The 25,680-nt window shown below is 72.0% G+C and carries 21 protein-coding genes; 15 read left to right on the top strand and 6 right to left on the bottom strand.

The genetic code is table 11. The features are described from left to right. Nucleotides 1–19: 19 nt before the first annotated feature. The 4 genes from RNL97_RS26445 to RNL97_RS26430 all read left to right on the top strand — a co-directional run bounded on the left by RNL97_RS26445 (nt 20) and on the right by RNL97_RS26430 (nt 4,968). Nucleotides 20–766, top strand: a complete 747-nt coding sequence (locus RNL97_RS26445) for a DUF4142 domain-containing protein (protein ID WP_030592767.1) — start codon at nt 20–22, stop codon at nt 764–766. Nucleotides 767–888: 122 nt separating this feature from the next. Beyond that, nucleotides 889–2,202, top strand: a complete 1,314-nt coding sequence (locus RNL97_RS26440; RefSeq protein ID WP_030592770.1) for an MbnB/TglH/ChrH family RiPP precursor modification enzyme — start codon at nt 889–891, stop codon at nt 2,200–2,202. 5 nt (nt 2,203–2,207) lie between these two features. Continuing rightward, nucleotides 2,208–3,257: a TIGR04222 domain-containing membrane protein gene (locus RNL97_RS26435; protein WP_243315607.1), complete on the top strand. Its 1,050-nt coding sequence runs from the start codon at nt 2,208–2,210 to the stop codon at nt 3,255–3,257. 148 nt (nt 3,258–3,405) lie between these two features. Further along, nucleotides 3,406–4,968: an alpha/beta hydrolase gene (locus RNL97_RS26430; protein WP_030592777.1), complete on the top strand. Its 1,563-nt coding sequence runs from the start codon at nt 3,406–3,408 to the stop codon at nt 4,966–4,968. A 154-nt stretch (nt 4,969–5,122) separates the two neighbouring features. On the opposite strand, the gene hemQ is transcribed toward RNL97_RS26430, so the two are convergent. Both hemQ and hemG read right to left on the bottom strand, forming a co-directional pair. After that, nucleotides 5,123–5,851 carry a hydrogen peroxide-dependent heme synthase gene (gene hemQ, locus RNL97_RS26425; RefSeq protein WP_313751274.1) on the bottom strand — a complete coding sequence of 243 codons (729 nt, stop codon included), beginning with the start codon at nt 5,849–5,851 and terminating at the stop codon, nt 5,123–5,125. 4 nt (nt 5,852–5,855) lie between these two features. Continuing rightward, nucleotides 5,856–7,319 (bottom strand): protoporphyrinogen oxidase, encoded by a 1,464-nt coding sequence (gene hemG / locus RNL97_RS26420; protein ID WP_030592784.1) that lies wholly within the window; start codon nt 7,317–7,319, stop codon nt 5,856–5,858. A gap of 126 nt (nt 7,320–7,445) precedes the next feature. On the opposite strand from hemG, the gene RNL97_RS26415 reads away from it, so the two are divergent. Next, complete coding sequence (locus RNL97_RS26415; protein WP_243315606.1) at nt 7,446–8,426, top strand: DUF4349 domain-containing protein; 981 nt, start codon at nt 7,446–7,448, stop codon at nt 8,424–8,426. A 67-nt stretch (nt 8,427–8,493) separates the two neighbouring features. Continuing rightward, entirely contained in the window at nt 8,494–9,885 is a 1,392-nt protein-coding gene (locus RNL97_RS26410) for an FAD-dependent oxidoreductase (RefSeq protein ID WP_030592790.1), read from the top strand. A 49-nt stretch (nt 9,886–9,934) separates the two neighbouring features. Here the strand turns inward: RNL97_RS26410 and hemE are convergent, their stop codons facing one another. Beyond that, nucleotides 9,935–11,032, bottom strand: a complete 1,098-nt coding sequence (hemE, locus tag RNL97_RS26405) for a uroporphyrinogen decarboxylase (RefSeq protein WP_030592794.1) — start codon at nt 11,030–11,032, stop codon at nt 9,935–9,937. Between the two features lie 92 nt (nt 11,033–11,124). Between hemE and RNL97_RS26400 the strand changes: the two genes are divergently transcribed. The 6 genes from RNL97_RS26400 (at nt 11,125) to RNL97_RS26375 (ending at nt 18,310) form a co-directional block, all read left to right on the top strand. Further along, nucleotides 11,125–11,787 (top strand): DUF3000 domain-containing protein, encoded by a 663-nt coding sequence (locus RNL97_RS26400; protein WP_030592796.1) that lies wholly within the window; start codon nt 11,125–11,127, stop codon nt 11,785–11,787. Nucleotides 11,788–11,998: 211 nt separating this feature from the next. After that, nucleotides 11,999–12,661, top strand: a complete 663-nt coding sequence (locus tag RNL97_RS26395; protein WP_003965521.1) for a response regulator transcription factor — start codon at nt 11,999–12,001, stop codon at nt 12,659–12,661. Between the two features lie 114 nt (nt 12,662–12,775). Beyond that, complete coding sequence (locus RNL97_RS26390) at nt 12,776–14,050, top strand: HRDC domain-containing protein (RefSeq protein ID WP_030592799.1); 1,275 nt, start codon at nt 12,776–12,778, stop codon at nt 14,048–14,050. Between the two features lie 31 nt (nt 14,051–14,081). Continuing rightward, nucleotides 14,082–14,780 (top strand): ferritin-like domain-containing protein, encoded by a 699-nt coding sequence (locus RNL97_RS26385; protein ID WP_243315604.1) that lies wholly within the window; start codon nt 14,082–14,084, stop codon nt 14,778–14,780. 183 nt (nt 14,781–14,963) lie between these two features. Beyond that, nucleotides 14,964–16,184, top strand: coding sequence for a thiolase family protein (locus tag RNL97_RS26380; protein ID WP_313751273.1), 1,221 nt, complete (start codon nt 14,964–14,966; stop codon nt 16,182–16,184). Next, nucleotides 16,181–18,310, top strand: a complete 2,130-nt coding sequence (locus RNL97_RS26375; protein WP_030592807.1) for a 3-hydroxyacyl-CoA dehydrogenase NAD-binding domain-containing protein — start codon at nt 16,181–16,183, stop codon at nt 18,308–18,310. The genes RNL97_RS26380 and RNL97_RS26375 overlap by 4 nt, the downstream gene beginning before the upstream one ends. A 57-nt stretch (nt 18,311–18,367) precedes the next feature. Here the strand turns inward: RNL97_RS26375 and RNL97_RS26370 are convergent, their stop codons facing one another. Then, complete coding sequence (locus RNL97_RS26370; protein WP_158709180.1) at nt 18,368–18,523, bottom strand: hypothetical protein; 156 nt, start codon at nt 18,521–18,523, stop codon at nt 18,368–18,370. A gap of 162 nt (nt 18,524–18,685) precedes the next feature. Between RNL97_RS26370 and RNL97_RS26365 the strand changes: the two genes are divergently transcribed. The 3 genes from RNL97_RS26365 to RNL97_RS26355 all read left to right on the top strand — a co-directional run bounded on the left by RNL97_RS26365 (nt 18,686) and on the right by RNL97_RS26355 (nt 21,894). Then, nucleotides 18,686–19,765, top strand: a complete 1,080-nt coding sequence (locus RNL97_RS26365) for an LCP family protein (protein ID WP_313751272.1) — start codon at nt 18,686–18,688, stop codon at nt 19,763–19,765. A 39-nt stretch (nt 19,766–19,804) separates the two neighbouring features. Continuing rightward, entirely contained in the window at nt 19,805–20,221 is a 417-nt protein-coding gene (locus tag RNL97_RS26360) for an NYN domain-containing protein (protein WP_313751271.1), read from the top strand. Nucleotides 20,222–20,649: 428 nt separating this feature from the next. After that, nucleotides 20,650–21,894, top strand: coding sequence for a hydrogenase expression protein HypA (locus RNL97_RS26355; RefSeq protein WP_234313528.1), 1,245 nt, complete (start codon nt 20,650–20,652; stop codon nt 21,892–21,894). 114 nt (nt 21,895–22,008) lie between these two features. Here the strand turns inward: RNL97_RS26355 and RNL97_RS26350 are convergent, their stop codons facing one another. Continuing rightward, complete coding sequence (locus tag RNL97_RS26350) at nt 22,009–23,487, bottom strand: amino acid permease (protein WP_030592819.1); 1,479 nt, start codon at nt 23,485–23,487, stop codon at nt 22,009–22,011. A 189-nt stretch (nt 23,488–23,676) separates the two neighbouring features. Beyond that, a complete protein-coding gene (gene dxs, locus RNL97_RS26345; protein ID WP_030592822.1) occupies nt 23,677–25,590 on the bottom strand; it encodes a 1-deoxy-D-xylulose-5-phosphate synthase in 1,914 nt (637 codons plus the stop codon). Between the last annotated feature and the right edge of the window lie 90 nt (nt 25,591–25,680).

Below are 25,680 nucleotides of genomic sequence, written 5' to 3'. Positions count from 1 at the left end.
CGGCCCGGGAGACACCTTGTTGCGACGCATCAACGGCACGGCCCTCATCATCGCGGCACTGGTTGCCACAGTCGGAGCGCTCGCGTTCCCCGTCTGGTCCTACGCGGACCGTTCGGGCACCGGCGAGGCGAATCTCAACGCCTCCAGTGTCGCCACCCAGTGGGGGCCTCTCTCCGCGACCGACCGCGACTTCCTGGTCAAGGTGCGGCTCGCCGGGCTGTGGGAGCTGCCCGCCGGTCAGCAGGCGATCGAACGGGCCCCCAGCGAGGCGACGAAGTCCGCCGGGGACCACCTCGTCGTCGGGCACACGGACCTGGACCGGCGGGCGCGGGACGTCGCGGCCAAGCTCGGGGTGGAGCTGCCCAACCAGCCGACCGCCCAGCAGCAGGAGTGGCTGCGGGAGCTGACGGCGGCGAGCGGGGACGAGTACGAGCGGAAGTTCGCCAATATCCTGCGCGCTGCCCACGGCAAGGTCTTCGGCCTGATCGGCCAGGTCCGCCACACCACCCGGAACACGCTGATCCGGCAACTGGCGAGCGACGCCAACCAGACCGTGCTGGACCACATCACCATGCTGGAGGCCACCGGGTTCGTCGACTTCGACGCCCTGGCGCGCGAAGCGGTGAGCGGGTCGACGTCCAGCCCTTCCGGCCCGTCGATGCCCCGGGACGGCCAGGCCCCGCTGGCCCCGGTGCCGGTGACGCCGACCGGCGACCAGTCCTTCACCTCGCGTCCGGTGCCGCCCACGATGATGCCGATGCCATAACGACAGCGGCGGGTCCGGAACCTCAAATGAAGCTCTGAACGTCTCCCCGCTCGGGTTCATCGCCGCACGACGGGGCCATGACCCCTGAACAGAACGAGGTGAGCAGGGGGACGGGGGGCGTCATGGAACTGGGTATCGGTATCGGCTGGCGGCCGGAGATCGCGGCCGAGGTCGAGTCGTTGAGCGGGATCGACTGGGTGGAGGCGGTCGCGGAGAACCTCTGCGCCGACCACCTCCCCGACTCCCTCGTGCGGCTCCGCGAGCGCGGCGTCACGGTCGTGCCGCACGGGGTGGCGCTCGGCCTCGGCGGTGCGGACCGCCCCGACCCCGACCGGCTCGCCGGTCTCGCGGCGCGGGCCGAACTGCTGGGGGCGCCCCTGGTGACCGAGCACATCGCGTTCGTACGGGCCGGGGGGCCGCTGGCCGCGTCGCCGAGGCTGGAGGCGGGACACCTGCTGCCGGTGCCCCGCACCTGGGACGCGCTGGACGTGCTGTGCGAGAACGTGCGGATCGCGCAGGACTCGCTGCCGGTGCCGCTCGCCCTGGAGAACATCGCCGCGCTGATCTCCTGGCCGGACGAGGAGCTCACCGAGGGGCAGTTCCTGGCGGAGCTGGTCGAGCGGACCGGGGTGCGGCTGCTGATCGACGTGGCCAATCTGCACACCAACCACGTCAACCTCGGCCAGGACCCGGCGAAGGCGCTCGACGAGCTGCCGGTGGAGGCCATCGCGTACGTCCATGTGGCGGGCGGGGTCGAGAAGAACGGCGTCTGGCACGACACCCACGCCCACCCGGTGTCCGAACCCGTCCTGGAGGTGCTGGCAGAGCTGCGCTCCCGGGTCGATCCGCCCGGCGTGCTGCTGGAGCGGGACGACGCCTTCCCGCCCGGCGCGGAGCTGGCGGGCGAACTCGACGCGATCCGCGCGACGCTGCGAAAGGCGGCACCCTCGGCGGGCCGGGGCCCCACTCCCGCGTCCGACGACACCGCCGGCGCCGGACGCCGTACGGCCGCCGCCCCCGTCCCCGCCGGGAGCCGTGACCGTACCGCCGTCGCGCAGACCGCCCTGCTCTCCGCCCTGGTCGCCGGAACGCCCGCCCCCGAGGGCTTCGACCACCGGCGGCTGCGCGTGCAGAGCCGGGCGCTGGCCGCCAAGCGCGCCGACGTCGTCGCCAAGGTGGCCCCCGAGCTGCCGGAGATCCTCGGTGACGGCTACCGCGCCGCGTTCCTCGCGTACGCCGGGAGCCGCCCGATGTCCGGTGGCTACCGCCGGGACGCCCTGGACTTCGCGGAGCACGTGCTCATCGCGGGCGGTCCCGACGATCCGGCGGCGCGGCGCCGGCTGACGTACTGGTGGCAGGACCGGTCGGGTGCCCGGCCCCCCCGCCGTACGACCCGTCTGGTCCGGGCGGCCCGTGCCGTCCTCGTGGGGAAGTGACCGTCATGAACACGCTCGCTCTGCTGGCGACCCTCGCGGTCGTCGTCTCGTCGGTGCTGCTCGTCGTCAAAGCCGTGGCCGAGCGGTCCCGCCGCCCCTCTCCGGGCCGCGGCGTCGCCCTTCACGACCTGTACGAGGTCGCGTTCCTGAACGGCGGCCCGGCCAGGGTGGTGGACACCGCCCTGGCCACCCTGCACGCGGACGGCCGGCTGGCCGTCGGCGGGCCCGGCATCGTCGCCGTACAGCGGGCACAGGCGAACGACCCGGTGGAACGCGCGGTGTTCCAGGAGTTGGCCGCCGCGCCGAACGGCGCCCTGCACGTCCTGCGGGAAGCCGTGATGCGGCACCCGGCGGTCCAGGAGGTCGGCGACGGGCTCGCGGCACGCGGACTGCTGGTGCCGCCCCACCGGCTCCGCCCGCTGCGGCGTTGGGGCCTGACCCAGGGGATCGTGTGCCTGGTCGCCCTGCCCGTGAGCCTGGTGCTGACGTTCGGCCAGTTCGTCACCGACGACTCCCTGGACTTCACGGTCCCGTTCATCATCAAGATGCTGCCCGCGATCGTGATCGGCTCGTTCACCGGGCTGATCGTCGCCAACTCCTCCGCGGGCCGCCTCACGGCCTCGGGGCGCCACGCCGCCCAGGCGTTCCGGGCCGCCTACGCCTACGTGGTGACCCCCGCCCATCTCGTCGCGACCCTGGGCCTGCGCGCCCTGCCGGACCCGGTCTTCCAGGCCCAGCTGATGGCGGCGGCACGGCTGAGCGCTCCGCGGCGGCGGCCTTCCCCGCGCGTCGCCGGGTCCACGGCGACGGGTGTCACCGCCGTCGGCGCGGCGACGGTCTGGTGCGCCGCGTCCGGTCCGGGCGGCTCCAGCTGCGGCGGGTCGACCGGGGGCGGCTCCGGATCGAGCTGTGGTGGCGGATCCGGGTGCTCCTCGGGGTCCGGCTGCGGAGGCGGCAGCGGGTCGAGCTGCGGCGGCGGCTCCAGTTGTGGCAGCTCCAGCGGCTCAAGCTGCGGGGGCGGGGGCGGGGGATCCAGCTGCGGAGGGGGATCCTGAACCGGTCCCGCTGGAGCTGAATCAGGCGCGCACATAAGGCTTTTGAGCGCCCATCAAGGTGGATTCCAGAGACATTCCGGGGCGGTGCTGGACATATCCGCCGGGCCGCCCGACCATTCCTCTCCGCATCCGCAGAGAGGCCCCGCGCGTGAGAACTGCTGCGCTCTACACATCGATCGGCTCCCTGGTCCTGTCCGCCCTCGCCGCCGCTCCGGCGGGGGCCTGGGAACGTCCTGGTTCCGCCGAGGACCGGGGCACCGCGATCGCCGCCGCCCGGGCCACCGCCGCCGGGATCGACTTCGTCGCCTGCCCCGCGGAGGAGATGCTCCCGGACTCCCTGAAGTGCGGCACGGTGAAGGTGCCCCTCGACTACGCGGAGCCGGACGGGCGGCAGCTCGAACTGACCGTCAGCCGGACGCCCGCCACCGGTCCGGCCGAGGAGCGGCAGGGCGCGTTCGTCTACAACCCCGGCGGCCCCGGCGCGTCCAGCATCACCTTCCCGCTGGCCGGGGAGCTGCCGGAGTGGAAGGAGATCGCCGAGGCGTACGACCTGGTCGGCTACGCCCCGCGTGGGGTGAACGGCTCCTCCGCCCCGCTGAGTTGCCAGGACCCCGCCGCGTACACGAAGGGCCCGGCCGAGGCGCCGACGCATCCGACCCAGGAGTACAAGGAGCGGCGCGTCGCCCGTGCGAAGGCGTACGCGCGGGGCTGCGCGGAGCACGCGGGCGAAGCGCTGCGGCACTACACCTCGCTGAACAACGCCCGGGACCTGGACGTGCTGCGGGCCGCGCTCGGCGAGAGCCGGCTGACGTTCATGGGGGCGTCGTACGGGACGTACTTCGGGGCGCTGTACGCGACGCTGTTCCCCTCCCACGTACGCCGCATGGTGTTCGACTCGGCGGTCGATCCGGACCCGGAGCAGATCTGGTACCGCTCCAACATGGGCCAGTCGCTGGCTTTTGAGGCGCGCTGGGAGGACTTCCGCCGCTGGGTCGCCAAGCACGACGACGTGTATCACCTGGGGACCACCCCGCAGGCGGTGCAACGGCGCTACGACGAGGTGCGCGCCGAGCTGGCGGTGAAGCCGGCGGGCGGGAAGGTCGGGCCGGGGCAGCTGCACTCGGCGTTCCTGGGGGCCGGTTACTACGACGACTACTGGGCGATGCGGGCGACGGCGCTGTCGGAGTACGTCCGGGGCAACCCGGAGCCGCTGGTCGCGCAGGCGTCCCCGCGCGCGGTGGCGGCGAAGGACAACGAGAACGCCCAAGCGGTGTACACGGCGGTCGAGTGCAACGACGCGCCCTGGCCGGAGGACTTCGGGGTGTGGGACCGCGACCACACGGAGCTGGCGCGCGTCGCGCCCTTCGAGACCTGGGACAACGCCTTCTCGAACCTGCCGTGCGCCTTCTGGCCCGCTCCCCGGCAGCGGCCGCTGGACGTCCGCGTGGGGTGGGGCGAGCTGCCGCCGGTGCTGATCCTGGCGGCGGAGCGGGACGCGGCGACCCCGTACAAGGGGGCGCTGGAGCTGCGGAAGCGGCTGCCCGGGTCGTCGCTGGTGACCGAGCGGGACGCGGGGACGCATGGCATCGGCGGGGCGGGGAACGCCTGCGTCGACGATCATCTGCGCCGGTATCTGCTGACCGGCGAGGTGCCGGGGCGGGGTGCGGACTGCGCCGCGCACCCGGAGCCCAACCCGGTGTCGCTGGACTGACCGGGCGGTGAGCACGGAGCGGGGGCCGCCACACCTGGACGGTGGGACGGCCCCCGAAGCCGAACCCGGTGTCGCTGGAGAGGCGGACGGCACGATCGGTGCCCGGTGCCCGACTCTCTGATCTTCCGGGTTGGGGTGGTGCGGGACTCGCTGGTTATGCGAGCCCGGCCACCAGGTCTGCGACGCTCTTCCTGCGGCCCGTGTAGAACGGGACCTCCTCGCGCACGTGGAGCCGTGCCTCGGAGGCGCGCAGGTGACGCATCAGGTCGACGATGCGGTACAGCTCGTCCGCCTCGAAGGCGAGGATCCACTCGTAGTCGCCGAGCGAGAACGAGGCGACGGTGTTGGCGCGGACGTCGGGGTAGCCCCGGGCCATCTTGCCGTGGTCCGCGAGCATGCGGCGGCGGTCCTCGTCGGGCAGCAGATACCAGTCGTAGGACCGGACGAAGGGGTAGACGCTGATGTAGTCGCGGGGCGTCTCGTCGGCGAGGAACGCCGGGATGTGCGACTTGTTGAACTCGGCGGGGCGGTGCAGCGCCATGTTCGACCAGACCGGGTCGAGCGCGCGGCCGAGCTTGGTGCGCCTGAAGAGGTTGTACGCGTCCTGGAGCTGGTCCGAGGTCTCGGCGTGCCACCAGATCATGATGTCCGCGTCGGCCCGCAGCCCGGACAGGTCGTAGGTGCCCCGGACGGTGATGTCCTTGGCCGCGAGCTGGTCGAACAGCTCCTGCACCTCGTCGGCGTATCCCACGCGGTCCAGGGGGAGGACGTCGCGCAGTTTGAAGACCGACCACAGGGTGTAGCGGATGACCTCGTTGAGGTCCTTGGCCTTCTTGCCGGCGTTCGGACTCTTGCTTGATGTCACAGTCTCGGGAGCACTCATACGGCTATTGTCCCGCCTCGCTCCCCGTGCCCCGAACCAGGGTCGGCGTGGCGATGATCTCGCTCGCGATCTCGTCGGCCGCGCGCCGCGCGCTCGCGACGCAGGCGGGGATGCCCACCCCGTCGTAGACCGCGCCGCAGACCCGCAGGGCGGGCAGCTTGGCCACCTCGTCGCGGATGCGTGCGACCCGGGTCAGGTGGCCGACCGGGTACTGCGGCAGGCCGCCGATCCAGCGGGTGACCTCGCTGTCGACGGGCCGGGCGGTGAGGCCGGTGGCGGCGGCGAGGTCGCGCAGGGAGACGGCGACGAGTTCCTCGTCCTCGCGGTGGAGGTGGTCCTCCTCGCCGTAGCGGCCGACGGAGGTGCGGAGCACGAACAGGTCGGGGGCGGCGTCGGCGACCCACTGCCACTTGTTGCTGGAGAACGTGGACGCCTTGATCGTGTGCCCGTCGACCGGGGGCACCAGGAAGCCGGAGCGGCCGCGCAGGGCCTGGTTCGCCTCGATGTCGCTGCGCCGGAAGGCGAGGGTGACCAGGGCCATCGAGGCGTACTCGACGCCGGACAGCTCGGCGGAGGCGGCCGGGGACTCGGCGGCCAGCAGGGTGCCCGCGGACCAGGCGGGGGTGGCCAGGACGATGCCGTCGGCGGCGATGGTCCGGGTGTCGGTGCGGACGGCCCAGCCCGTTTCCGTACGGGTCAGGCCGAGGACGGGGGTCTCGGTGAGGATCTCGCCGCCCTCGGCCCGTACGGCGTCACCGACGGCGGCCGGAAGGGTGCCGATGCCGCCCGCGATGCCCTGGAAGACGGGGCCGGTCTGCTGCCGGGCGGCGGCCCGCTCCTGGATGCGGCGGACACCGTCCAGCAGCGGGCCGCCCTCCTTCACGGCCTCGAAGAGCTGGGGTACGGCGGCGCGCATCGAGATCCGGTAGGCGTCGCCCGCGTAGACCCCGCCGAGGAGGGGCTCCACCAGCCGGTCCACGACCTCGCGGCCGAGCCGGTCGGCGACGTACGCGCCGACCGCGACGTCGTCGCCGACGGGGGTCGGGGTGAGGTCGCGCTCCTCGGCGATCCGGGCCAGGCCCTCGGGGGACAGCACCTCGCCGAGGACCGCCGGGTCGCCGGGGACGCCCATGACGTGCCCCTTGGGCATGGGGCGCAGCGCGTCGCGCGTCCAGAGCGACGCGGTGGCGGTGGCGGGCGGCTGGAGGCGGTCGCCGAGGCCCACCGCCTCGGCCAGCGCGACCGCCTCGGGGCGCCGGGCGAGCATCGACTCGGCCCCCAGGTCGACCTGGACGCCCGCGACCTCGCCGGCCATGAGCTTGCCGCCGAGCCGGTCCGTCGCCTCCAGGAGGGTGACCCGCAGGCCGGTGGCGACCAGGTGGTGGGCGGCCGCCAGCCCGGCGATGCCGCCGCCGATGACGACGACGTGCCCCGGGGGCGTTTCCGCACGCTGTTGAGAACGCTGCATGGGTCCACTCTCTCAAACCCGTACCGAGTCCCGACCGTGACCACTTCGAAACGGCTCACCGGCAACCGGCCCCGGAGCCGCCGCGTCGAACGGTCACCATCAACACACGTCCTGGGGGGATCAGTTATGCGGAGCGAGAACAGAAGTCGCCGATCCTTCGTCCGCGCACGCGCGGCGCTCGTGGCCGGGACGCTCGGGGTGCTGCTCGCCGTCACCGGCTGCGGGGCGTCGGGCGACTCGTCGGACAGCGGTGCGAAGGCGGACGTGAAGTCCGCGCCGCGCGAGGGGTTCGCGGACGGGGAGGCGGGGGCGGCGGCCTCCGCCGCTCCCGAGGAGCAGACAGACAAAAAGGCGGCCGGGAAGAAGGCGGCGCCGAACCCGGGGGGCACCCATGTGATCCGGACGGCCACGCTGTCCGTCGAGGTGAAGAGCGTGCCGAAGGCCGTGGCCGCCGCGCGCGGTGCGGCGGAGGGCGCGGGGGGCCTGGTCGCGTCGGAGAACACCGAACGGCTCGACGACACCTACGAGGCCTCGCACCTGGTGCTGCGGGTGCCGCAGGAGCGGTTCCGGGAGGTGCTGCGGGAGCTGGCCGGCTCCGGGAAGCTGCTGTCGCGCACCTCGAACGCGAAGGACGTCACCGACCAGGTGGTCGACGTGGAGAGCCGGATCTCCACCCAGCGCGCGAGTGTGGCGCGGGTCCGGGAGCTGATGGACCGGGCGGAGAAGATCAGCGATGTGGTGGCCCTGGAGGGCGAGCTGAGCAGCCGTCAGTCCGACCTGGAGTCGCTGCTGGCCCAGCAGGCGAGCCTGAAGGACCGCACGTCGCTGGCGACGATCACGCTGGACCTGACGCCGCCGGACGCCCCGGACGACAGGGAGAAGGACGAGGACCCCGGGTTCCTGGACGCGCTGGGCGGTGGCTGGGACGCGTTCGTGACGATGCTGCGGTGGATCGCGGTGGCGTTCGGGGCCGCGTTCCCGTTCCTGCTCACCGCGGCGCTGGCCGTGCTGGGCTGGCGGGTGCTGCACAAGCGCAGGGCCGCCCGCCGTGGCGCTCCGGCGGTGCAGGCCGCCCCGGCCGGGAAGGACGGTGCCTCGGCCTCCTGAACCGCTCCGGCGTCGTAGCGTGGGGGCCTGATTCGCCGATGCGGCGAACCGGCGGAAGGGACCCGGCATGGCAGCGGAGCGACTGGTGGTCATCGGCGGTGACGCGGCGGGCATGTCCGCCGCGTCACAGGCGCGCAGGCTGAAGGGGCCGGACGCGCTGGAGATCGTCGCCTTCGAGCGCGGCCACTACACCTCGTACTCCGCCTGCGGCATCCCGTACTGGGTGAGCGGCGACGTCGAGGCCCGGGACGACCTGATCGCCCGCACCCCCGAGGAGCACCGGGAGCGGGACATCGATCTGCGGATGCGGACCGAGGTGACCGGGCTGGACGTGGCCGGGCGGCGGGTGCGGGCGCTGGACCGGGAGAGCGGGACGACGTACTGGACGGGCTTCGACAAGCTGGTGATCGCCACCGGGGCCCGTCCGGTGCGCCCGGCGCTGCCGGGGATGGACGCGGCCGGGGTGCACGGGGTGCAGACCCTGGACGACGGGCAGGCGCTCCTGGACTCGCTGGACGCACTCGGCCCGGGCGATAGGCCCCGGCGGGCGGTCGTGGTGGGCGCGGGGTACATCGGCGTGGAGATGGCCGAGGCGATGCTCAAGCGGGGCTTCGAGGTGACCGTCCTCAACCGGGGCGAGCAGCCGATGTCGACGCTCGATGCGGACATGGGGCGCCTCGTCCACGAGGCGATGGACGGGCTGGGCATCACCACGGTCAACGGGGCGGCGGTGACGGAGATCCTCACCGGCCCCGACGGCCGGGTCACCGAGGTGGCGACGGACGCGGGGACGTATCCGGCGGACGTGGTGGTCCTCGGCATCGGCGTGGAGCCGGAGACGGGGCTCGCGCGCGCGGCGGGGCTGCCGGTGGGGCCGCACGGCGGGCTGCTGACGGACCTGGCGATGCGGGTCGTGGGCCACGACGACATCTGGGCGGGCGGCGACTGCGTGGAGGTCCTGGACCTGGTGGCGGGCCGCACCCGGCACATCGCGCTGGGCACCCACGCCAACAAGCACGGCCAGGTGATCGGTTCCAACGTCGGGGGCGGCTACGGCACGTTCCCCGGTGTGGTCGGTACGGCGGTGAGCAAGGTCTGCGATCTGGAGATCGCCCGGACCGGGCTGCGGGAGAAGGACGCCCGCGCGGTCGGGCTGCGCTATGTCACGGCGACGATCGAGTCGACGCAGCGGGCGGGGTACTACCCGGGGGCGAAGCCCATGACGGTGAAGATGATCGCGGAGCTGCGGACGGGCCGGCTGCTCGGGGTGCAGATCGTCGGCCGCGAGGGGTCGGCGAAGCGGGTGGACGTGGCGGCGGTGGCGCTGACGGCCGGGATGACGGTGGAGCAGATGACGGCGCTCGACCTGGGCTACGCCCCGCCGTTCTCGCCGGTCTGGGACCCGGTGCTGGTCGCCGCCCGCAAGACGGTGGCGGCGGTGCGGGGCGCGGGGAGCTGAACGCGGCAGGGGGCCGGCCTTCCGGCCGGCCCCCTGCCGCGTGCGTGCCTCAGCGCGCGGTCTGCTCGTGGACGTGACCCACGAGGCGGGTGAGCGCGTCCGGGTCCATGTTCGGCATGACGCCGTGGCCCAGGTTGAAAATGTGGCCCTCCAGACCGGCGGCGGCGTCCAGCACCTCGCGGGTCTTGGCCTCGACGGCCGGGGTGGGCGCGAAGAGCACCGCCGGGTCGAGGTTGCCCTGGAGCGCCTTGCCGGGGCCGACGCGGCGGGCGGCCTCGTCCAGCGGGACCCGCCAGTCGACGCCGACGACGTCCGCTCCGGCCTCGCCCATCAGGCCGAGCAGTTCGCCGGTGCCGACGCCGAAGTGGATGCGGGGGACGCCGTAGGGGGCGACGGCGTCGAAGACCTTCGCGGAGGCGGGGAGCACGGCGCGGCGGTAGTCGGCGGGGGCCAGCGCGCCGACCCAGGAGTCGAAGAGCTGGACGGCGGAGGCCCCGGCCTCGATCTGGACCTCGAGGAAGGCGCCGGTGATCTCCGCGAGCCGGTCCACGAGGTCGGCCCAGAGCTGCGGGTCGCCGTACATCATGGCCTTGGTGCGCTCGTGGTTGCGCGAGGGGCCGCCCTCGACGAGGTAGCTGGCGAGCGTGAACGGGGCCCCGGCGAAGCCGATGAGCGGGGTGGCGCCCAGCTCGGCGGTGAGGATCCCGATGGCCTCGGTGACGTACGGGACGTCCTCGGGGGTGAGGTCGCGCAGCCGGGCCAGGTCGGCGCGGGTGCGGATCGGCTCGGCGATGACGGGGCCCACGCCGGGCTTGATGTCGAGGTCGATGCCGATGGCTTTCAGGGGCACGACGATGTCGCTGAAGTAGATCGCGGCGTCGACCTTGTGGCGGCGTACGGGCTGCAGGGTGATCTCGGCGACCAGCTCCGGCATCATGCAGGAGTCGAGCATCGCGATGCCCTCGCGGACCTTCAGGTACTCGGGCAGGGAGCGTCCCGCCTGGCGCATGAACCAGACCGGCGTGTGCGGTACGGGTTCGCGACGGCAGGCCTTCAGGAACGCCGAGTCGTGGGTGGCGTTGCGGACCGCGTCGAGGCTGGCGGAGGTCGTCGTCTGCTGGCCCGAAGGGCTGTCGTTGGCACTCACGCACAGAATCTTCGCACGCGGGCCGAAGGAGCCCGGCCCCGCACGGGTGTCTCTCCCTGCGCGCGGCCCGCCTTCCGCCTACTCTTCCCCGCATGGCTCCGGCTCAGGGACAGTATTCCGATCATTCCGACGGCGTTGAAAGCAAGGACCGCGCGGAGGAGGGCCCTCCCGTGCCTCCCGCGTTCCTGGCGGCGGTGGACGCGCTGCGCTCCGCGCGGCTGCGCCCGGAGCTGGAGGTGGAGGCGACCAGGCCGCCGCAGCGCCTCGCGCCGCACGCGTACGCCCTGGAGGCGGCGGTGGTGGACGGCGAGGACGATCTCGCGGACGGCAGGCTGGTCCTGCTGCACGACCCGGCGGGGCACGACGCCTGGCAGGGCACCTTCCGGCTGGTGACCCTGGTCCGTGCCGAGCTGGAGCCGGAGATGGCGGCGGACCCGCTGCTGCCGGAAGTGTGCTGGTCCTGGCTGACGGGTGCGCTGGACGCGCGGGGCCTGTCGTACGGGGAGGCCGGCGGGACGGTGACACGCGCCGGATCGCACTACTTCGGTGCGCTCTCCGCGCGCCGTCCGGCGACACAGATCGAGATCCGCGCCTCGTGGACGCCCAGGGAGTGGCGCGGCGGCATCCCGGACACCGCGTCACACCTGGTGGCCTGGGGCGATCTGCTGTGCCAGATCGCGGGGCTGCCGCCGTCCGACCTGTCCGACGCGGCGGTGGTGACGCTGCCGCAGCGGCGCGGGCCGCAGGTTTCGTAACCCTCCGTCACCCGTATCGCACATACGCCGGATCTCTTTTCGTACAATCGATCGCGCGTCCTATTTGCCCGAATTGTTACTCACCAAATCGTGATCTTCCCCTAAAGGAGGACGGCTCCGCTGCCGAAGAGGTCAATGACCCTTCAAGCACGGTTCGCCCCCGGCTTCATCCCCCGAGCCGGCCCGTCCCGCCACTCCCCCAGGAGGCCTGGTGTCCGTTCTCCTTGAGCAGCCCGCAAGCCTGGTCGCCTACCGCCCGAACAAGCCGACGGCCATGGTCGTCGTGGCCGACCCGCGCGTCCGTTCCACCGTCACCCGCCATCTGTGGGCCCTCGGAGTACGTGACGTCATCGAGGCGTCGTCCATCGCGGAGGCACGTCCCCGCGTCGGCAACCCGCGCGACATCTGCATTGCCGACGTCCATCTGCCCGACGGTTCCGGGCTGACCCTGCTGTCCGAGACCCGGGCCGCAGGCTGGCCCAACGGTCTCGCCCTCTCCGCCGCCGACGACATCGGCGCCGTTCGCAACGCCCTCGCGGGCGGCGTGAAGGGCTACGTCGTCACCGGCACCCGAACCAACATCGGCCACCCCACCCGCCCCGGCGTCGCCCCCATCGGCGCCAACGCGGCCCGGATGCACCGCAGGCCTCCCGGTTCCCCGAGCCACCCGGGCGGCTACCGCGAACTGTCCGGACGCGAGGTGGAGGTGCTCCGCCTGGTCGCCGAAGGCCAGTCCAACAAGGCCATCGGCGTCTCGATGGGCCTCTCCGCCCTGACCGTCAAGTCCCACCTCGCCCGCATCGCCCGCAAGCTCGGCACCGGAGACAGAGCCGGTATGGTCGCCGTCGCCCTGCGGACGGGCATCATCCACTGACAGCACCCCGCCGGGACGTGCAGCGATGCGTCTCCGGCTGGAATACGCGCATGGCCGCCCGTCGACGGAACGTTCCGTCGACGGGCTCCGTGCATACACAGATACCCTTGACACGTGACCGACGCCCAAGAGACCGCAGCAGACACTTCACTGCGAACCACCGGGGGCGCTCCCCCGGACGACGTCGCCCCGGCGCCGATCCCCTTGCTGGAGCCGCGCGAGGGCATTCCCCCGGTGGTGACGTCCGACGACGCCCTCACCCGGGTGATCGCCGCCTTCGCCGCGGGCAGCGGCCCGGTGGCCGTCGACGCCGAGCGCGCCTCGGGGTATCGCTACGGCCAGCGCGCCTACCTCGTACAGCTGCGCCGCGAGGGCGCGGGCAGCGCTCTGGTCGACCCGGTCGGCTGCCCCGACCTCTCCGGCCTCGGCACCGCCCTGAACGGCACCGAGTGGATCCTGCACGCCGCGACCCAGGACCTGCCGTGCCTGCGGGACATAGGCATGACCCCCACCTCGCTCTTCGACACCGAGCTGGCCGGGCGGCTCGCGGGCTTCCCGCGTGTCGGTCTCGGCGCGATGGTGGAGAACGTCCTCGGCTACGCCCTGGAGAAGGGCCATTCCGCGGTCGACTGGTCCACCCGCCCGCTGCCCGAGCCCTGGCTGCGCTACGCCGCGCTCGACGTGGAGCTCCTGATCGACCTGCGCGACGCGCTGGAGGAGGAGCTGGACCGGCAGGGCAAGCTGGAGTGGGCCCGGGAGGAGTTCGACGCCATCGCCGCCGCGCCGCCGGCCCCGCCCCGCAAGGACCCCTGGCGGCGTACGTCGGGCATGCACAAGGTGCGCCGCCGCCGTCAGATGGCCGTCGTCCGGGAGCTGTGGACCACCCGTGACCAGGTCGCCCAGCGCCGGGACGTCTCGCCTGGCAAGGTCCTCGGCGACGCCGCGATCGTCGAGGCCGCGCTCGCGCTGCCGGCCGACGTGCAGGCCCTGACCGCGCTGCCGGGATTCGGCCACCGCATGGGACGCCGTCAGCTGGAGCAGTGGCAGGCGGCCGTGGACCGGGCCAAGGCGCTGCCGGAGTCGGCGCTGCCGCAGCCGGGTCAGCAGCCGGCCGGGCCGCCCCCGCCACGCTCCTGGGCCGACAAGGATCCCGCCGCCGCCGCCCGGCTCTCGGCCGCCCGGACGGCCGTCTCCGAGCTGGCGGAGCGCCTGCACATGCCCCAGGAGAACCTGATCACCCCGGACACCGTGCGCCGGCTCTGCTGGGAGCCCCCGAAGAACCCGACCCCGGCTGCGGTCGAGGACACCCTCGCCGGGTACGGGGCGCGGAAGTGGCAGATCCAGCAGGTCGCCCCGCTCCTGGTCCGGGCCCTGGACGCCACCGTCTGACGCCCGCGCGGAGCCGACCCGGGGGGCGGGCATGGGGACCACGGCGTACGGGGACTGGATACGCGACTTCGAGGCGGCGCGGCGCGAGCGGGCCGAGCGGGGTGATCCGGAATGGCGGACCGGGGTCCCCCTGCACCCCGCGATCCGGCGCAGCGTCCAGCGTTTCCAGGTCGGCGAGGACGGCGACGGGGCCGAGCTGATCACCAAGGCGGAGGCGGCCGGTGACGCGGAGTACGCGACGGCGGTGCGGATGTTCGTCGCGGAGGAGCGAAATCACGCCAGGTTGCTGGCGCTTCTGCTGGCCTCCGGCGGCGCGCCGGTGATCGCCTCGCACTGGAGCGACCGGGTCTTCGTGACGCTCCGCCGGGCCCTGGGGCTCCGCCTCGAACTACTGGTCCTGATGATCGCGGAGGTGGTCGCGCTGCGGTACTACCGAACCCTGCGGGACGGGGCCGACGATGCGCTGACGCGGGAGGTGGCGGGGCGGATCCTCTCCGACGAGGAGCGGCACGTGCCCTTCCACTGCCACCGCCTGCGTCGCTCGCTGCGCCCGCTGCCGCCGCCGGTGCGGGCGCTGGTGACCTCCGGGTGGCGGGCAGCCCTGGCCGTGGCCGCGCTGATGGTGGCCGTGGACCACGGGCCGGCGCTGCGGCGGCTGCGGGTCGGCCGGGGGCGCTTCGTGGTGGAGGTGGTCCGGTCCTCGGGGCCGATCGCGGCGACGATGCGGTGAGGCGAGGAGGTCGGGAACGTACGGCCGACGCACCCGGGCCGGCCGACGGGGCGGTGTGACCTTCGACGCTCCGGCCGTGGGGGGTGGGCAGTCTGGTTACCCGCAAGTAGCATGATGGCAGGCGGTGCGTCCCCGTGGCGCGCCCCGCAGCAGTGCCATCCCGCACCCTGGAGGAGAGCCACCGTGCCTCGTACCATCCGGGACGTCGTCTTCGTCGACGGCGTCCGCACCCCGTTCGGCAAAGCGGGCCCGAAGGGCATCTACCACGAGACCCGCGCCGACGACCTCGTCGTGAAGGCCATCCGGGAGCTGCTGCGCCGCAACCCGGACCTGGACCCCAAGAAGATCGACGAGGTCGCCATCGCCGCGACCACGCAGATCGGGGACCAGGGCCTCACGCTGGGCCGCACCGCCGGAATCCTGGCCGGTCTGCCGCAGTCCGTCCCCGGCTACTCGATCGACCGCATGTGCGCGGGCGCGCTGACCGCCGTCACCTCGACGGCCGGTTCCATCGCCTTCGGCGCGTACGACGTCGTCGTGGCCGGTGGCGTCGAGCACATGGGCCGCCACCCGATGGGCGAGGGTGTCGACCCGAACCCGCGCTTCGTGTCGGAGAAGCTGGTCGACGAGTCCGCCCTGTTCATGGGCATGACGGCGGAGAACCTGCACGACCGCTACCCCACGATCACCAAGCAGCGCGCCGACGAGTACGCCGTGCGTTCGCAGGAGAAGGCCGCCAAGGCGTACGCCAACGGCAAGATCCAGCAGGACCTGGTACCGGTCTCGGTGCGCCGCACCAACGCCGAGGCGGGCGAGACGGGCTGGGGCCTGGTCACCGCTGACGAGCCGATGCGCCCGGGCACCACCCTGGAGTCGCTGGCGGGCCTCAAGACCCCCTTCCGCGCCCACGGCCGCGTGACGGCCGGTAACGCCGCGGGGCTCAACGACGGCGCCACCGCCTCGCTGCTCGCCGCCGAGGACGTCGCCCGCGAGCTGGGCCTCCCGGTCAAGATGCGCCTCGTGTCGTACGCCTTCGCGGGCGTCGAGCCGGAGGTCATGGGGTACGGCCCGATCCCGGCGACCGAGAAGGCGCTGGCCCAGGCCGGTCTGACCATCGACGACATCGGTCTCTTCGAGATCAACGAGGCGTTCGCCGTGCAGGTGCTCGCCTTCCTGGAGCACTACGGCATCGCCGATGACGACGCCCGCGTCAACCAGTACGGCGGTGCCATCGCCTACGGCCACCCGCTGGCCTCCTCCGGTGTCCGGCTCATGACGCAGTTGGCCCGGCAGTTCGAGGAGCAGCCCGGGGTCCGCTACGGCCTGACGACGATGTGCGTCGGCTTCGGCATGGGCGCGACGGTCATCTGGGAGAACCCGAACTTCGACGGAGGCAACAAGTGAGCTCCACCACTGAGCTTCTGAAGGGCGCGGCCGAGCTGTTCCCCGGCGAGGTCGTCACACAGGCGCACGTACGCCACCTGGACCTGCCGTTCGGCGCCGGGCGGTTCGCGCTCATCACGCTGGACAACGGCCTGGACCACACCAAGCCGACCACCTTCGGGCCGCAGTCGCTGGCGAACCTGAACGCCGCGATCGACCAGGTCGAGAAGGAGGCGGCCGAGGGCACCATCACCGGCATCGGCCTCACCGGCAAGCCGTTCATCTTCGCGGTCGGCGCCGACCTCAAGGGCGTCGAGCTGCTGAGCCGTCACGAGGACGCGCTGGCCATCGGCAAGGGCGGCCACGACGTCTTCCGCCGTCTCTCCGGCCTCGCGGTACCCACCTTCGCGTACTACAACGGCGCGGCGATGGGCGGCGGTGTCGAGGTCGGTCTGCACTGCACCTACCGCACCGTCTCGAAGGCGCTCCCGGCGTTCTCGCTGCCCGAGGTCTTCCTCGGCCTGGTCCCCGGCTGGGGCGGCTGCGCGCTGCTGCCGAACCTGATCGGCGCGGACCGCGCGGTCTCGGTGATCATCGAGAACTCGCTGAACCAGAACCGCCAGCTCAAGGGCAAGCAGGTCTTCGAGCTCGGCATCGCGGACGCGATCTTCGAGGGCGCGGACTTCCTGGAGCAGTCGCTCGTGTGGACCGCGAACGTGCTCAAGGGCGCGGTCACGGTCGAGCGCGCCGAGGTCGACCGCGGTGAGGCCTGGGACGCGGCCGTCGCCCGCGGCCGGGCCATCGCCGACTCCAAGGTGCACGGCGCGGCCCCGGCGGCGTACCGCGCGCTGGACATCATCGCGGCGGCCAAGGACGGCGACCTGTCCGCCGGCTTCGACGCCGAGGACCAGGCGCTCGCTGACCTGATCATGGGCGGCGAGCTGCGCAGCGGCATCTACGCCTTCAACCTGGTCCAGAAGCGCGCCAAGCGCCCGGCCGGCGCCCCGGACAAGAACCTGGCCCGCCCGGTCACCAAGGTCGGCGTCGTCGGCGCGGGCCTGATGGCCTCGCAGCTGGCGCTGCTGTTCCTGCGCCGCCTGGAGGTCCCGGTCGTCCTCACGGACATCGACCAGGAGCGCGTCGACAAGGGTGTGGGCTACGTCCACGCCGAGATCGAGAAGCTGCTCGGCAAGGGCCGCATCAACCAGGACAAGGCCAACCGCCTCAAGGGCCTGGTCTCCGGTGTCCTGGACAAGGCCGAGGGCTTCGCGGACGCGGACTTCATCATCGAGGCCGTCTTCGAGGAGATCGGCGTCAAGCAGCAGGTGTTCGCGGAGGTCGAGGCGGTCGCCCCGGCGCACGCGATCCTCGCCACCAACACCTCCTCGCTGTCGGTGACCGAGATGGCGTCGAAGCTGAAGAACCCCGAGCGGGTCGTCGGCTTCCACTTCTTCAACCCGGTCGCGATCCTCCCGCTGCTGGAGATCGTCCGCGGCGAGCAGACGGACGACGCCTCGCTGGCCACCGCGTTCGGAGTGGCCCGGAAGCTGAAGAAGACGGCGGTCCTGGTGAAGGACGCCCCGGCGTTCGTCGTCAACCGCATCCTCACCCGCTTCATGGGCGAGATCCAGAACGTCATCGACGAGGGCACCCCGGTCGAGGTCGCGGAGAAGGCCGTCGAGCCGCTCGGCCTGCCGATGTCCCCGCTGGTGCTCCTGGAGCTGGTCGGCCCGGCCATCGGCCTGCACGTCTCCGAGACCCTGAACCGCTCCTTCCCGGAGCGCTTCACCGTCTCGCAGAACCTCGCGGCGGTCGTCAAGGCCGGCAAGCGCGGCTTCTACGTCTACGACTCCGGCGCGCCGGTCCTCGACCCCGAGGTCGCCGCCCTCCTCAAGCAGGGCGACACCGTCCTGACCGAGGAGCAGACGCGCGACCGCGTGCTCGACGCGGTGGCGCAGGAGATCGGCCTGATGCTGGAGGAGGGCGTCGTCGCCGAGGCCCAGGACATCGACCTGTGCCTGATCACCGGTGCGGGCTGGCCCTTCCACCTGGGCGGCATCACGCCGTACCTGGACCGTGAGGGCGTCTCCCAGCGGGTCAACGGCAAGCCGTTCCTCGCGCAGGGCGTGGCGAGCGTTCCGGCGTAACGCCCGGTTTCCCTGTGAACGGGCCGTACGGGATCATCCCGTACGGCCCGTTCCGCGTCACCAAGTGCCGCTGAAGGGGCGGCGGTTGCACACCTCGCCGCGCGCCTCACGGGAGCTGCCCGCCGCGCGGATGCTGCTGTTCTCCGGGATGCCGACGACCTTGACGTCGCCCTCCCTCGATGCCCCGCCCCGGCCCCGGTGTCGCCACATCATGTTCACCTCCCCGGAACGCGGGGGACGGGATGCACGTCAACACCCGCAATTCGAAAGCTTGTCTATACTGCTCTGCCAACCCCCACTGGGCGGACCGGCCCCACCCGAGTCCCACGCACTCCCCTGCCTCCACGGGCAATGAGATTTGAGGACTCGCGCACGATGAGCAACGACGAGACGACCCCGGGCCCCCGCCCCTCCCGGCGTACGGCGAAGCCCCGCAAACGCCGCCGCGGCCTCAAGATCACGCTCGGTGTCCTGCTCGTCCTCGCGCTCGCCGCCGGCGCCACCCTCTACTGGCTCTACAGCCAGCTCGACGGGAACATCAAGGGCGTCGACATCAACAAGGCGCTCGGGGAGGACCGCCCGGAGAAACTCCCCACCAGCGGGCAGAACCTGCTGGTCCTCGGCTCGGACTCACGGGCCGGGGCGGAGAACAAGGAGCTGGGCGGCGGAGGCTCCGTCAGCGGCGCGCGCTCCGACACCGCGATGGTGGTGCACATACCCGAGGGCCGGTCGAAGGCTGTCGCCGTCTCCATCCCGCGCGACACCCTGGTGACCCGGCCCGAGTGCGTCAAGGACGACGGCTCGACGGTGGCGGGCAAGGAGCGCGTCATGTTCAACTCCGTCTACGCGCAGGTCGGTCCGGCCTGTGTGGTGAAGACGATGGAGAAGATGTCCGGCGTCCGCGTCGACCACTACCTGGAGATCAACTTCGCCGGGTTCAAGGACCTGGTCGACGCCATCGGCGGGGTCACCGTCGACGTACCGCAGGACATCGACGACAAGGCGTCCGGGTTGAACCTCACCGCGGGCCCGCAGAAGCTGAACGGCACCGAGTCCCTGGCGTACGTCCGGACTCGGCACGGCATCGGCGACGGAAGCGACCTCGGCCGTATCGGGCTCCAGCAGCAGTTCCTGATGGCCCTGCTGAGCGAGGTCAAGTCACAGGACCTGCTGGGCAGTCCGGCGAACTCGTACAAGATCGCCAAGTCCGCCACCAAGTCGCTCACCACCGACTCCTCTCTCGCCTCGCTCACCTCGCTGGCGGAGTTCGCCCGCTCCATGAACGGCGTCGACCCGGCCTCCATGGAGACGATCATGCTGCCGGTGGCGTACGACCCCATCGACCCGAACCGGGTGATCGCGTCCGAACCGCAGTCGGGTCAGCTGTGGAAGGCGATCCGCGAGGACACCGCGATCCCCGAGGAAGCGAAGAAGTCTCCCGCGACCGGGGGCTGACGGGCCGTCGTACCGCTCTCCCCGTGACACCCTGCCGGGATGAGCGAGGACGAAGCGGTGCTGGTGATCGTGGACGGCGCCAATGTGGTCGGGTCCGTGCCCGACGGCTGGTGGCGGGACCGGCGCGGGGCGGCGGTCCGGCTGCGCGATCTCCTGGTCCCGTACGCCACGGCCGGGCTGCCGGGCCTGCCCGGCCCGGTCGAGATCGTGCTCGTGGTCGAGGGGGCCGCCCGGGGCGTCGCGTCCGTGGCCGGGGTCCGGGTCGAATCGGCCCCCGGCAGCGGTGACGACCTGATCGCCGGGCTGGCGGCCGCCGCCCGCCCGGACCGGGAGTGCGTCGTCGTCACCGCCGACCGCGGACTGCGAGAGCGGGTCGAGGCGTACGGGGCGCGGTGTGTGGGGCCCCGTACCGTACGGCCGCCGCGCCGATCTGGGAACGAGGGCATGTCGGGCTGATGGAGATTTCGGTGAAGGCTGTCCTTTTCGGGATCGAAGAGGCAGGCGCGGCCCCTGGGGCAGGGTGGGTTCCTGTACGGTCGTCCCGGACCCCGGGCCGTCAAGGCGTGCCACGAGCCCCCGCACGCCGGCCCGCGCCCGGTGCCGTGCCCCGTCGGTGCACTCGGTCGCACGCGAAGTCGCTTGCCGTGTCCGGCACTTGTTTCACTCGGCCTGCCGGATCGGCCGGGTGAGGTCCTGGGCGACGTGCACTCGGCGGCGGTTCTCGACATGGCTCCTGATCCAGACGTGAGTAAGGAAAGCGCATGGCACAAGAGCAAGATCCTGGCAGTCACATACCACCGCGGCAGGCCGCGTCCGGGACGAGCGGTGGATCCGCGACCGGGGCGTCGGCGAGCTCACCGGTCTCCGTCCGTCGGGCGGTCACCATGCGAGGCACTGCGGGGGACCCCGGTGACGCTCTGACGCCGGGTGCTCAGCGCGGCCGCGAAACCCCGTCCTCGTCGGCCGACCCGGATGCGAGCGCACACGGCCCGACGAGCGACCCCGAGCAGGACAAGGGGGCGGAGCAGCCCACCTCGCAGAAGACGGCCCCGCAGGAGCAAGGTGCGGAGGCCGCTGTCGGTGCCGCAGCCCTTCCGGGCACCGGCGCTCCGAAGCCGTCGGAGAAGAAGTCCTCGGCAAAGACACCAGCCGCTGCCGAAGCAACGGGAGCGGCTTCGGTGGCGGAGCCCTCCTCGGAACCGGCCGCGGCAGCCGCCTTCGGCGGATCCCCGGACGCCGCGACGGCAGTGGCGTCGCCGGGCGGTGGGGCGGGGACGCGTACGGACGAAGAGCCGCCCGGCAACAGGCCCAGGAAGCCGATGCTGGCCGCTGCGGCGATCGTTGGCGCGGTCCTGATCTCGGTGCCGTTCCTCGTAGCGGGGCAGGACGACGACCGCAAGCCCGGGAAGGACCAGACCCAGAACGCGGCGGGCACGGTTCTGGACGCTCAACGCCCCCTGGCCCCGGAGACCTACACCAGCGAGTCGCCGAAGCCCTCCGTGAAACCCAGCAAGAAGGAGACGGTGAAGCCCCCCGTCCCGCCGGCGCCCAAACCGGTGGTCGTGCCTCCGTCCCCGAGCCCTTCGGCGAGCAAGCCGGCGGAGAAGAAGCCGGAGAAGAGGGCGGCGACGGGCGCACCACGGGGGACGGCGGCGGCCGCGTTGGAAAGCCTCGCCAAGAGCGACCCCCAGGGGCGGCACATCTGCTACCGGGCCTTCGTCTCCGGGCAGGGGTGGCAGTCGGCCGTGTGCGACGGGACGATGACCGGGACAGCGGGGCAGGGCAAGAAGATCACGGCGCTCAACATCGCGGTCTGGAACGTCGAAGGCTCCTCGGCCAACGCTCTGCTGCACGAGGAGGGTTCGTCGAGCGGCCAGGCGAAGTGGGCCCCGAGCTGGACAGCTGTCGTCGGTGATGGCAAGAACAACTACATCGGCAGTTCGAAGCCGGGCGCTCCGTTCCTGACGGGCTTCGCCATGAACGTCGGCAAGGGCAGCGTCTGCCACACCGCCAAGATGCAGAACGGTGGCTGGGGACCGCAGTTCTGCAAGAACGGCCGCCCCGAGTACATGTTCGTCGGCACCACCGACAACAGGAACTGGTTCGAGGCCGTCAAGCTGACGGTATGACGGCCTCGGCCGATCGCTCTCCGGCCCACGAAGGAGCCCCCCGGCACGCATCCCGGGGGGCTCCTTCGTACGGTAGCGGCATATCGGCGGCTCCCCCGCCGGCGCCGGTCCTTCTCACGACCGGCCCGGGCCTCGCTCCTTGGCCATCCGGCTGTGGGAGCGCCCGTACGCGAAGTAGACGATGACGCCGAGCACCATCCAGGCGCCGAAGCGCACCCAGGTCTCCACCGGCAGGTTGAGCATCAGCCAGACCGAGGCGGCCACCGAGATGATCGGGAGCACCGGAACCCACGGCGTACGGAACGCGCGGGGCAGGTCCGGCTGGGTGCGGCGCAGGACCAGGACGCCGAGGGCGACGATGACGAACGCGAAGAGCGTGCCGATGTTCACCAGGGTGGCCAGCTCCTCGATGCTGGTGAACCCGGCGATGATCGCGATCACGACGCCGAGCAGGATCGTCGGCCGGTACGGGGTGCGGAAGCGCGGGTGGGTCTTGGAGAAGAAGCGCGGGAGCAGGCCGTCCCGGCTCATCGCGAAGAAGACACGGGTCTGGCCGAGCAGCAGGATCATGCAGACCGTGGTGAGGCCGACCGCGGCGCCGAAGCTGATCAGACCGGCGTAGAACGGATGCCCGGTGGCCTTGAAGGCGTCGGCGAGCGGGGCGCTGACGGACAGTTCGCTGTAGTGCTGCATGCCGGTGACCACGAGGGAGACCGCCACGTAGAGCACCGTGCAGATCAGGAGCGAGCCGAGGATGCCGCGCGGCATGTCGCGCTGGGGCAGCTTGGTCTCCTCGGCGGCGGTGGCGACCACGTCGAAGCCGATGAAGGCGAAGAAGACGATGGAGGCGGCGGTGAAGATGCCCATCACGCCGAAGTTGGTGGGTTCGTAACCGAACATCAGCTGCACGAGCGGGGCGTCCCAGCCGGAGCCCGCGGGCTGCTTCTCGGCCGGGGGGATGAAGGGCTTGTAGTTCTCGGCCTTGATGAAGAACAGGCCCGCGATGATCACCATGAGGACCACGGCGACCTTGATCGCCACCACGACCGAGGTGACGCGGGCGGAGAGCTTCATGCCGATGACCAGGATGACGGTCAGCACCAGCACCAGGGCGAAGGCCAGGATGTCGAAGCCGAAACCTTCCGCCACGTCCGTTCCCGAGAGCACCTCGGGCATCGTCCAGTGGACGTTGTCCATCAGGGAGCGGACGTAGCCGGACCAGCCGACCGCGACCACCGCGGTGCCCAGGGCGAACTCCAGCACCAGGTCCCAGCCGATGATCCAGGCGACCAGTTCGCCCAGGGAGGCGTAGGCGAAGGTGTAGGCGGAACCGGCCACCGGGACGGTGGAGGCGAACTCGGCGTAGCAGAGCGCGGCCAGGGCGCACACGACGCCCGCCGCCACGAACGCGATGGCGGTGGCGGGGCCCGCCGTCTCCTTGGCGACCTGACCGGTGAGGACGAAGATGCCGGTGCCGATGATGACGCCGACGCCGAAGACCGTCAGGTCCAGGGCCGAGAGGGACTTCTTCAGCCCGTGTTCCGGCTCCTCGGTGTCCCTGATCGACTGTTCGACGGACTTGGTGCGGAACATTCCGTTTCCGCGGGGTGGTGTGACCTGCGCGCTCACCTGCGTACCTCCACGCATTGGTTGTGAACGCCATGATTCGGACCGGTCAGGCACGGGAACGCGCCATCCGGCCCCTTTCACGCGAATGGGCCGGGAGAACCACCCGTACAGGGGCGGTTCTCCCGGCCCGTCGGCCGTACGGAGAGCTGCGGATCAGTCGCGGGCGGGCTCCACCGCGCGGCTCTCGAAGCGGCCGTCGAGCTTGGCGACCAGGCCCGTGACCTGCCGGGCGATGTCCGGCGCGGTCAGCCCGATCTCGGCCATGACCTCGCCGCGCGAGGCGTGGTCGAGGAAGACCGGCGGGATGCCGAAGTCGCGCAGCGGTACGTCGACACCGGCGTCACGCAGGGCCTGGGCGACGGCGGAGCCGACACCTCCGGCGCGGCTGTTGTCCTCGACGGTGACCACGACGCGGTGGCGCTCGGCGAGCGGGGCGAGAGCATCGTCGACGGGCTTGACCCACCGGGGGTCGACGACGGTGCTGGAGATGCCCTGGGCATCCAGCAGGTCGGCGATCTCCAGGCACATCGGAGCGAGCGCGCCGACGGAGACGATCAGGACGTCCGGGCGGGCCGCCTTCGGCTCGCGCAGGATGTCCATGCCGCCGGCCTTGCCGACCGCCTGGACGGCGGGACCGACCGCGCCCTTGGAGAAGCGGACCACGGTGGGCGCGTCGTCGACGGCGACGGCCTCGCGCAGCTGGGCGCGGACCTGGTCGGCGTCGCGCGGGGCGGCGATCCGAAGGCCGGGCACGCACTGGAGGATCGACATGTCCCACATGCCGTTGTGGGAGGCCCCGTCCGTGCCGGTGATGCCGGCCCGGTCCAGGACGAAGGTGACGCCGCACTTGTGCAGGGCGACGTCCATCAGGACCTGGTCGAAGGCGCGGTTGAGGAAGGTGGCGTAGACCGCGAAGACCGGGTGGAGGCCGCCGGTGGCGAGGCCCGCCGCGGAGACCGCGCCATGCTGCTCGGCGATGCCGACGTCATAGATCCGGTCCGGGAAGGCCTCCTCGAACTTGCCGAGGCCGACGGGCTGGAGCATGGCGGCCGTGATGGCGACGATGTCCTCGCGCTCCTGGCCGAGCTTGACCATCTCCTCGCCGAAGACGGAGGTCCAGTCGAGGCCGGAGGTGGAGATCGGCAGGCCGGTGTCCGGGTGGATCTTGCCGACCGCGTGGAAGCGGTCCGCCTCGTCCTCCAGGGCCGGGGTGTAGCCGCGGCCCTTCTCGGTGAGGCAGTGCACGATGACCGGGCCGCCGAAGCGTTTGGCGCGCTGGAGAGCGGACTCCAGGGCCTCGATGTCGTGCCCGTCGATCGGGCCGACGTACTTCAGGCCGAGGTCCTCGAACATGCCCTGCGGGGCGATGAAGTCCTTGAGGCCCTTCTTGGCGCCGTGCAGGGTGTCGTACAGCGGGCGGCCGACGACGGGCGTGCGCTCCAGGAAGTCCTTGCCGCGGGCCAGGAACCGTTCGTAACCGTCGGTCGTACGGAGCGTGGCGAGGTGGTTGGCCAGGCCGCCGATGGTCGGCGCGTAGGAGCGCTCGTTGTCGTTGACGACGATGACGAGGGGGCGGTCCTTGGCGGCGGCGATGTTGTTCAGCGCCTCCCAGGCCATACCGCCCGTGAGCGCGCCGTCACCGATGACCGCGACGACGTGGTCGTCCTTCTTCAGGACCTCGTTCGCCTTGGCGAGGCCGTCGGCCCAGCCGAGGACCCCGGAGGCGTGGCTGTTCTCGATGATGTCGTGGTCGGACTCGGCGCGGGAGGGGTAGCCGGAGAGGCCGCCCTTGCTCTTGAGGCGGGAGAAGTCCTGGCGGCCGGTGAGCAGCTTGTGGACGTAGGCCTGGTGCCCGGTGTCCCAGAGCACCTTGTCCTTGGGAGACTCGAAGACCCGGTGCAGCGCGATGGTGAGCTCGACGACGCCCAGGTTGGGTCCGAGGTGGCCGCCGGTCTTGGACACCGCGTCCACCAGGAAGGTGCGGATCTCCTCCGCGAGCTGGTCCAGCTCACCGAGGCTGAGCCGGTCCAGGTCGCGCGGTCCCTTGATGCGGGTCAGCAGATCCACCCGTGCCTCCTTGCGTTTGAGCTGATCGAGCGTGCCGATCCGATGAGTCTAATGTTCCGCTACCGGACGTGAGCAGCGGGCGGGCCTCTT

It is taken from the genome of Streptomyces parvus (assembly GCF_032121415.1).
Classification (GTDB): domain Bacteria; phylum Actinomycetota; class Actinomycetes; order Streptomycetales; family Streptomycetaceae; genus Streptomyces; species Streptomyces globisporus_A.
The sequence above is the reverse complement of the archived record's forward strand: the minus strand, read 5'-3'. Positions and strand labels throughout refer to the sequence as shown.

Coding starts and splice junctions, on each gene's coding strand:
- RNL97_RS26415 (WP_243315606.1), top strand. CDS start 7,446: ATGCGGAGCGAGAACAGAAGTCGCCGATCCTTCGTCCGCGCACGCGCG.
- RNL97_RS26385 (WP_243315604.1), top strand. CDS start 14,082: ATGGGGACCACGGCGTACGGGGACTGGATACGCGACTTCGAGGCGGCG.
- RNL97_RS26440 (WP_030592770.1), top strand. CDS start 889: ATGGAACTGGGTATCGGTATCGGCTGGCGGCCGGAGATCGCGGCCGAG.
- RNL97_RS26350 (WP_030592819.1), bottom strand. CDS start 23,487: ATGTTCCGCACCAAGTCCGTCGAACAGTCGATCAGGGACACCGAGGAG.
- RNL97_RS26355 (WP_234313528.1), top strand. CDS start 20,650: ATGCGAGGCACTGCGGGGGACCCCGGTGACGCTCTGACGCCGGGTGCT.
- RNL97_RS26410 (WP_030592790.1), top strand. CDS start 8,494: ATGGCAGCGGAGCGACTGGTGGTCATCGGCGGTGACGCGGCGGGCATG.
- RNL97_RS26360 (WP_313751271.1), top strand. CDS start 19,805: ATGAGCGAGGACGAAGCGGTGCTGGTGATCGTGGACGGCGCCAATGTG.
- RNL97_RS26435 (WP_243315607.1), top strand. CDS start 2,208: ATGAACACGCTCGCTCTGCTGGCGACCCTCGCGGTCGTCGTCTCGTCG.
- RNL97_RS26365 (WP_313751272.1), top strand. CDS start 18,686: ATGAGCAACGACGAGACGACCCCGGGCCCCCGCCCCTCCCGGCGTACG.
- hemG (WP_030592784.1), bottom strand. CDS start 7,319: ATGCAGCGTTCTCAACAGCGTGCGGAAACGCCCCCGGGGCACGTCGTC.
- hemQ (WP_313751274.1), bottom strand. CDS start 5,851: ATGAGTGCTCCCGAGACTGTGACATCAAGCAAGAGTCCGAACGCCGGC.
- RNL97_RS26370 (WP_158709180.1), bottom strand. CDS start 18,523: ATGATGTGGCGACACCGGGGCCGGGGCGGGGCATCGAGGGAGGGCGAC.
- RNL97_RS26400 (WP_030592796.1), top strand. CDS start 11,125: ATGGCTCCGGCTCAGGGACAGTATTCCGATCATTCCGACGGCGTTGAA.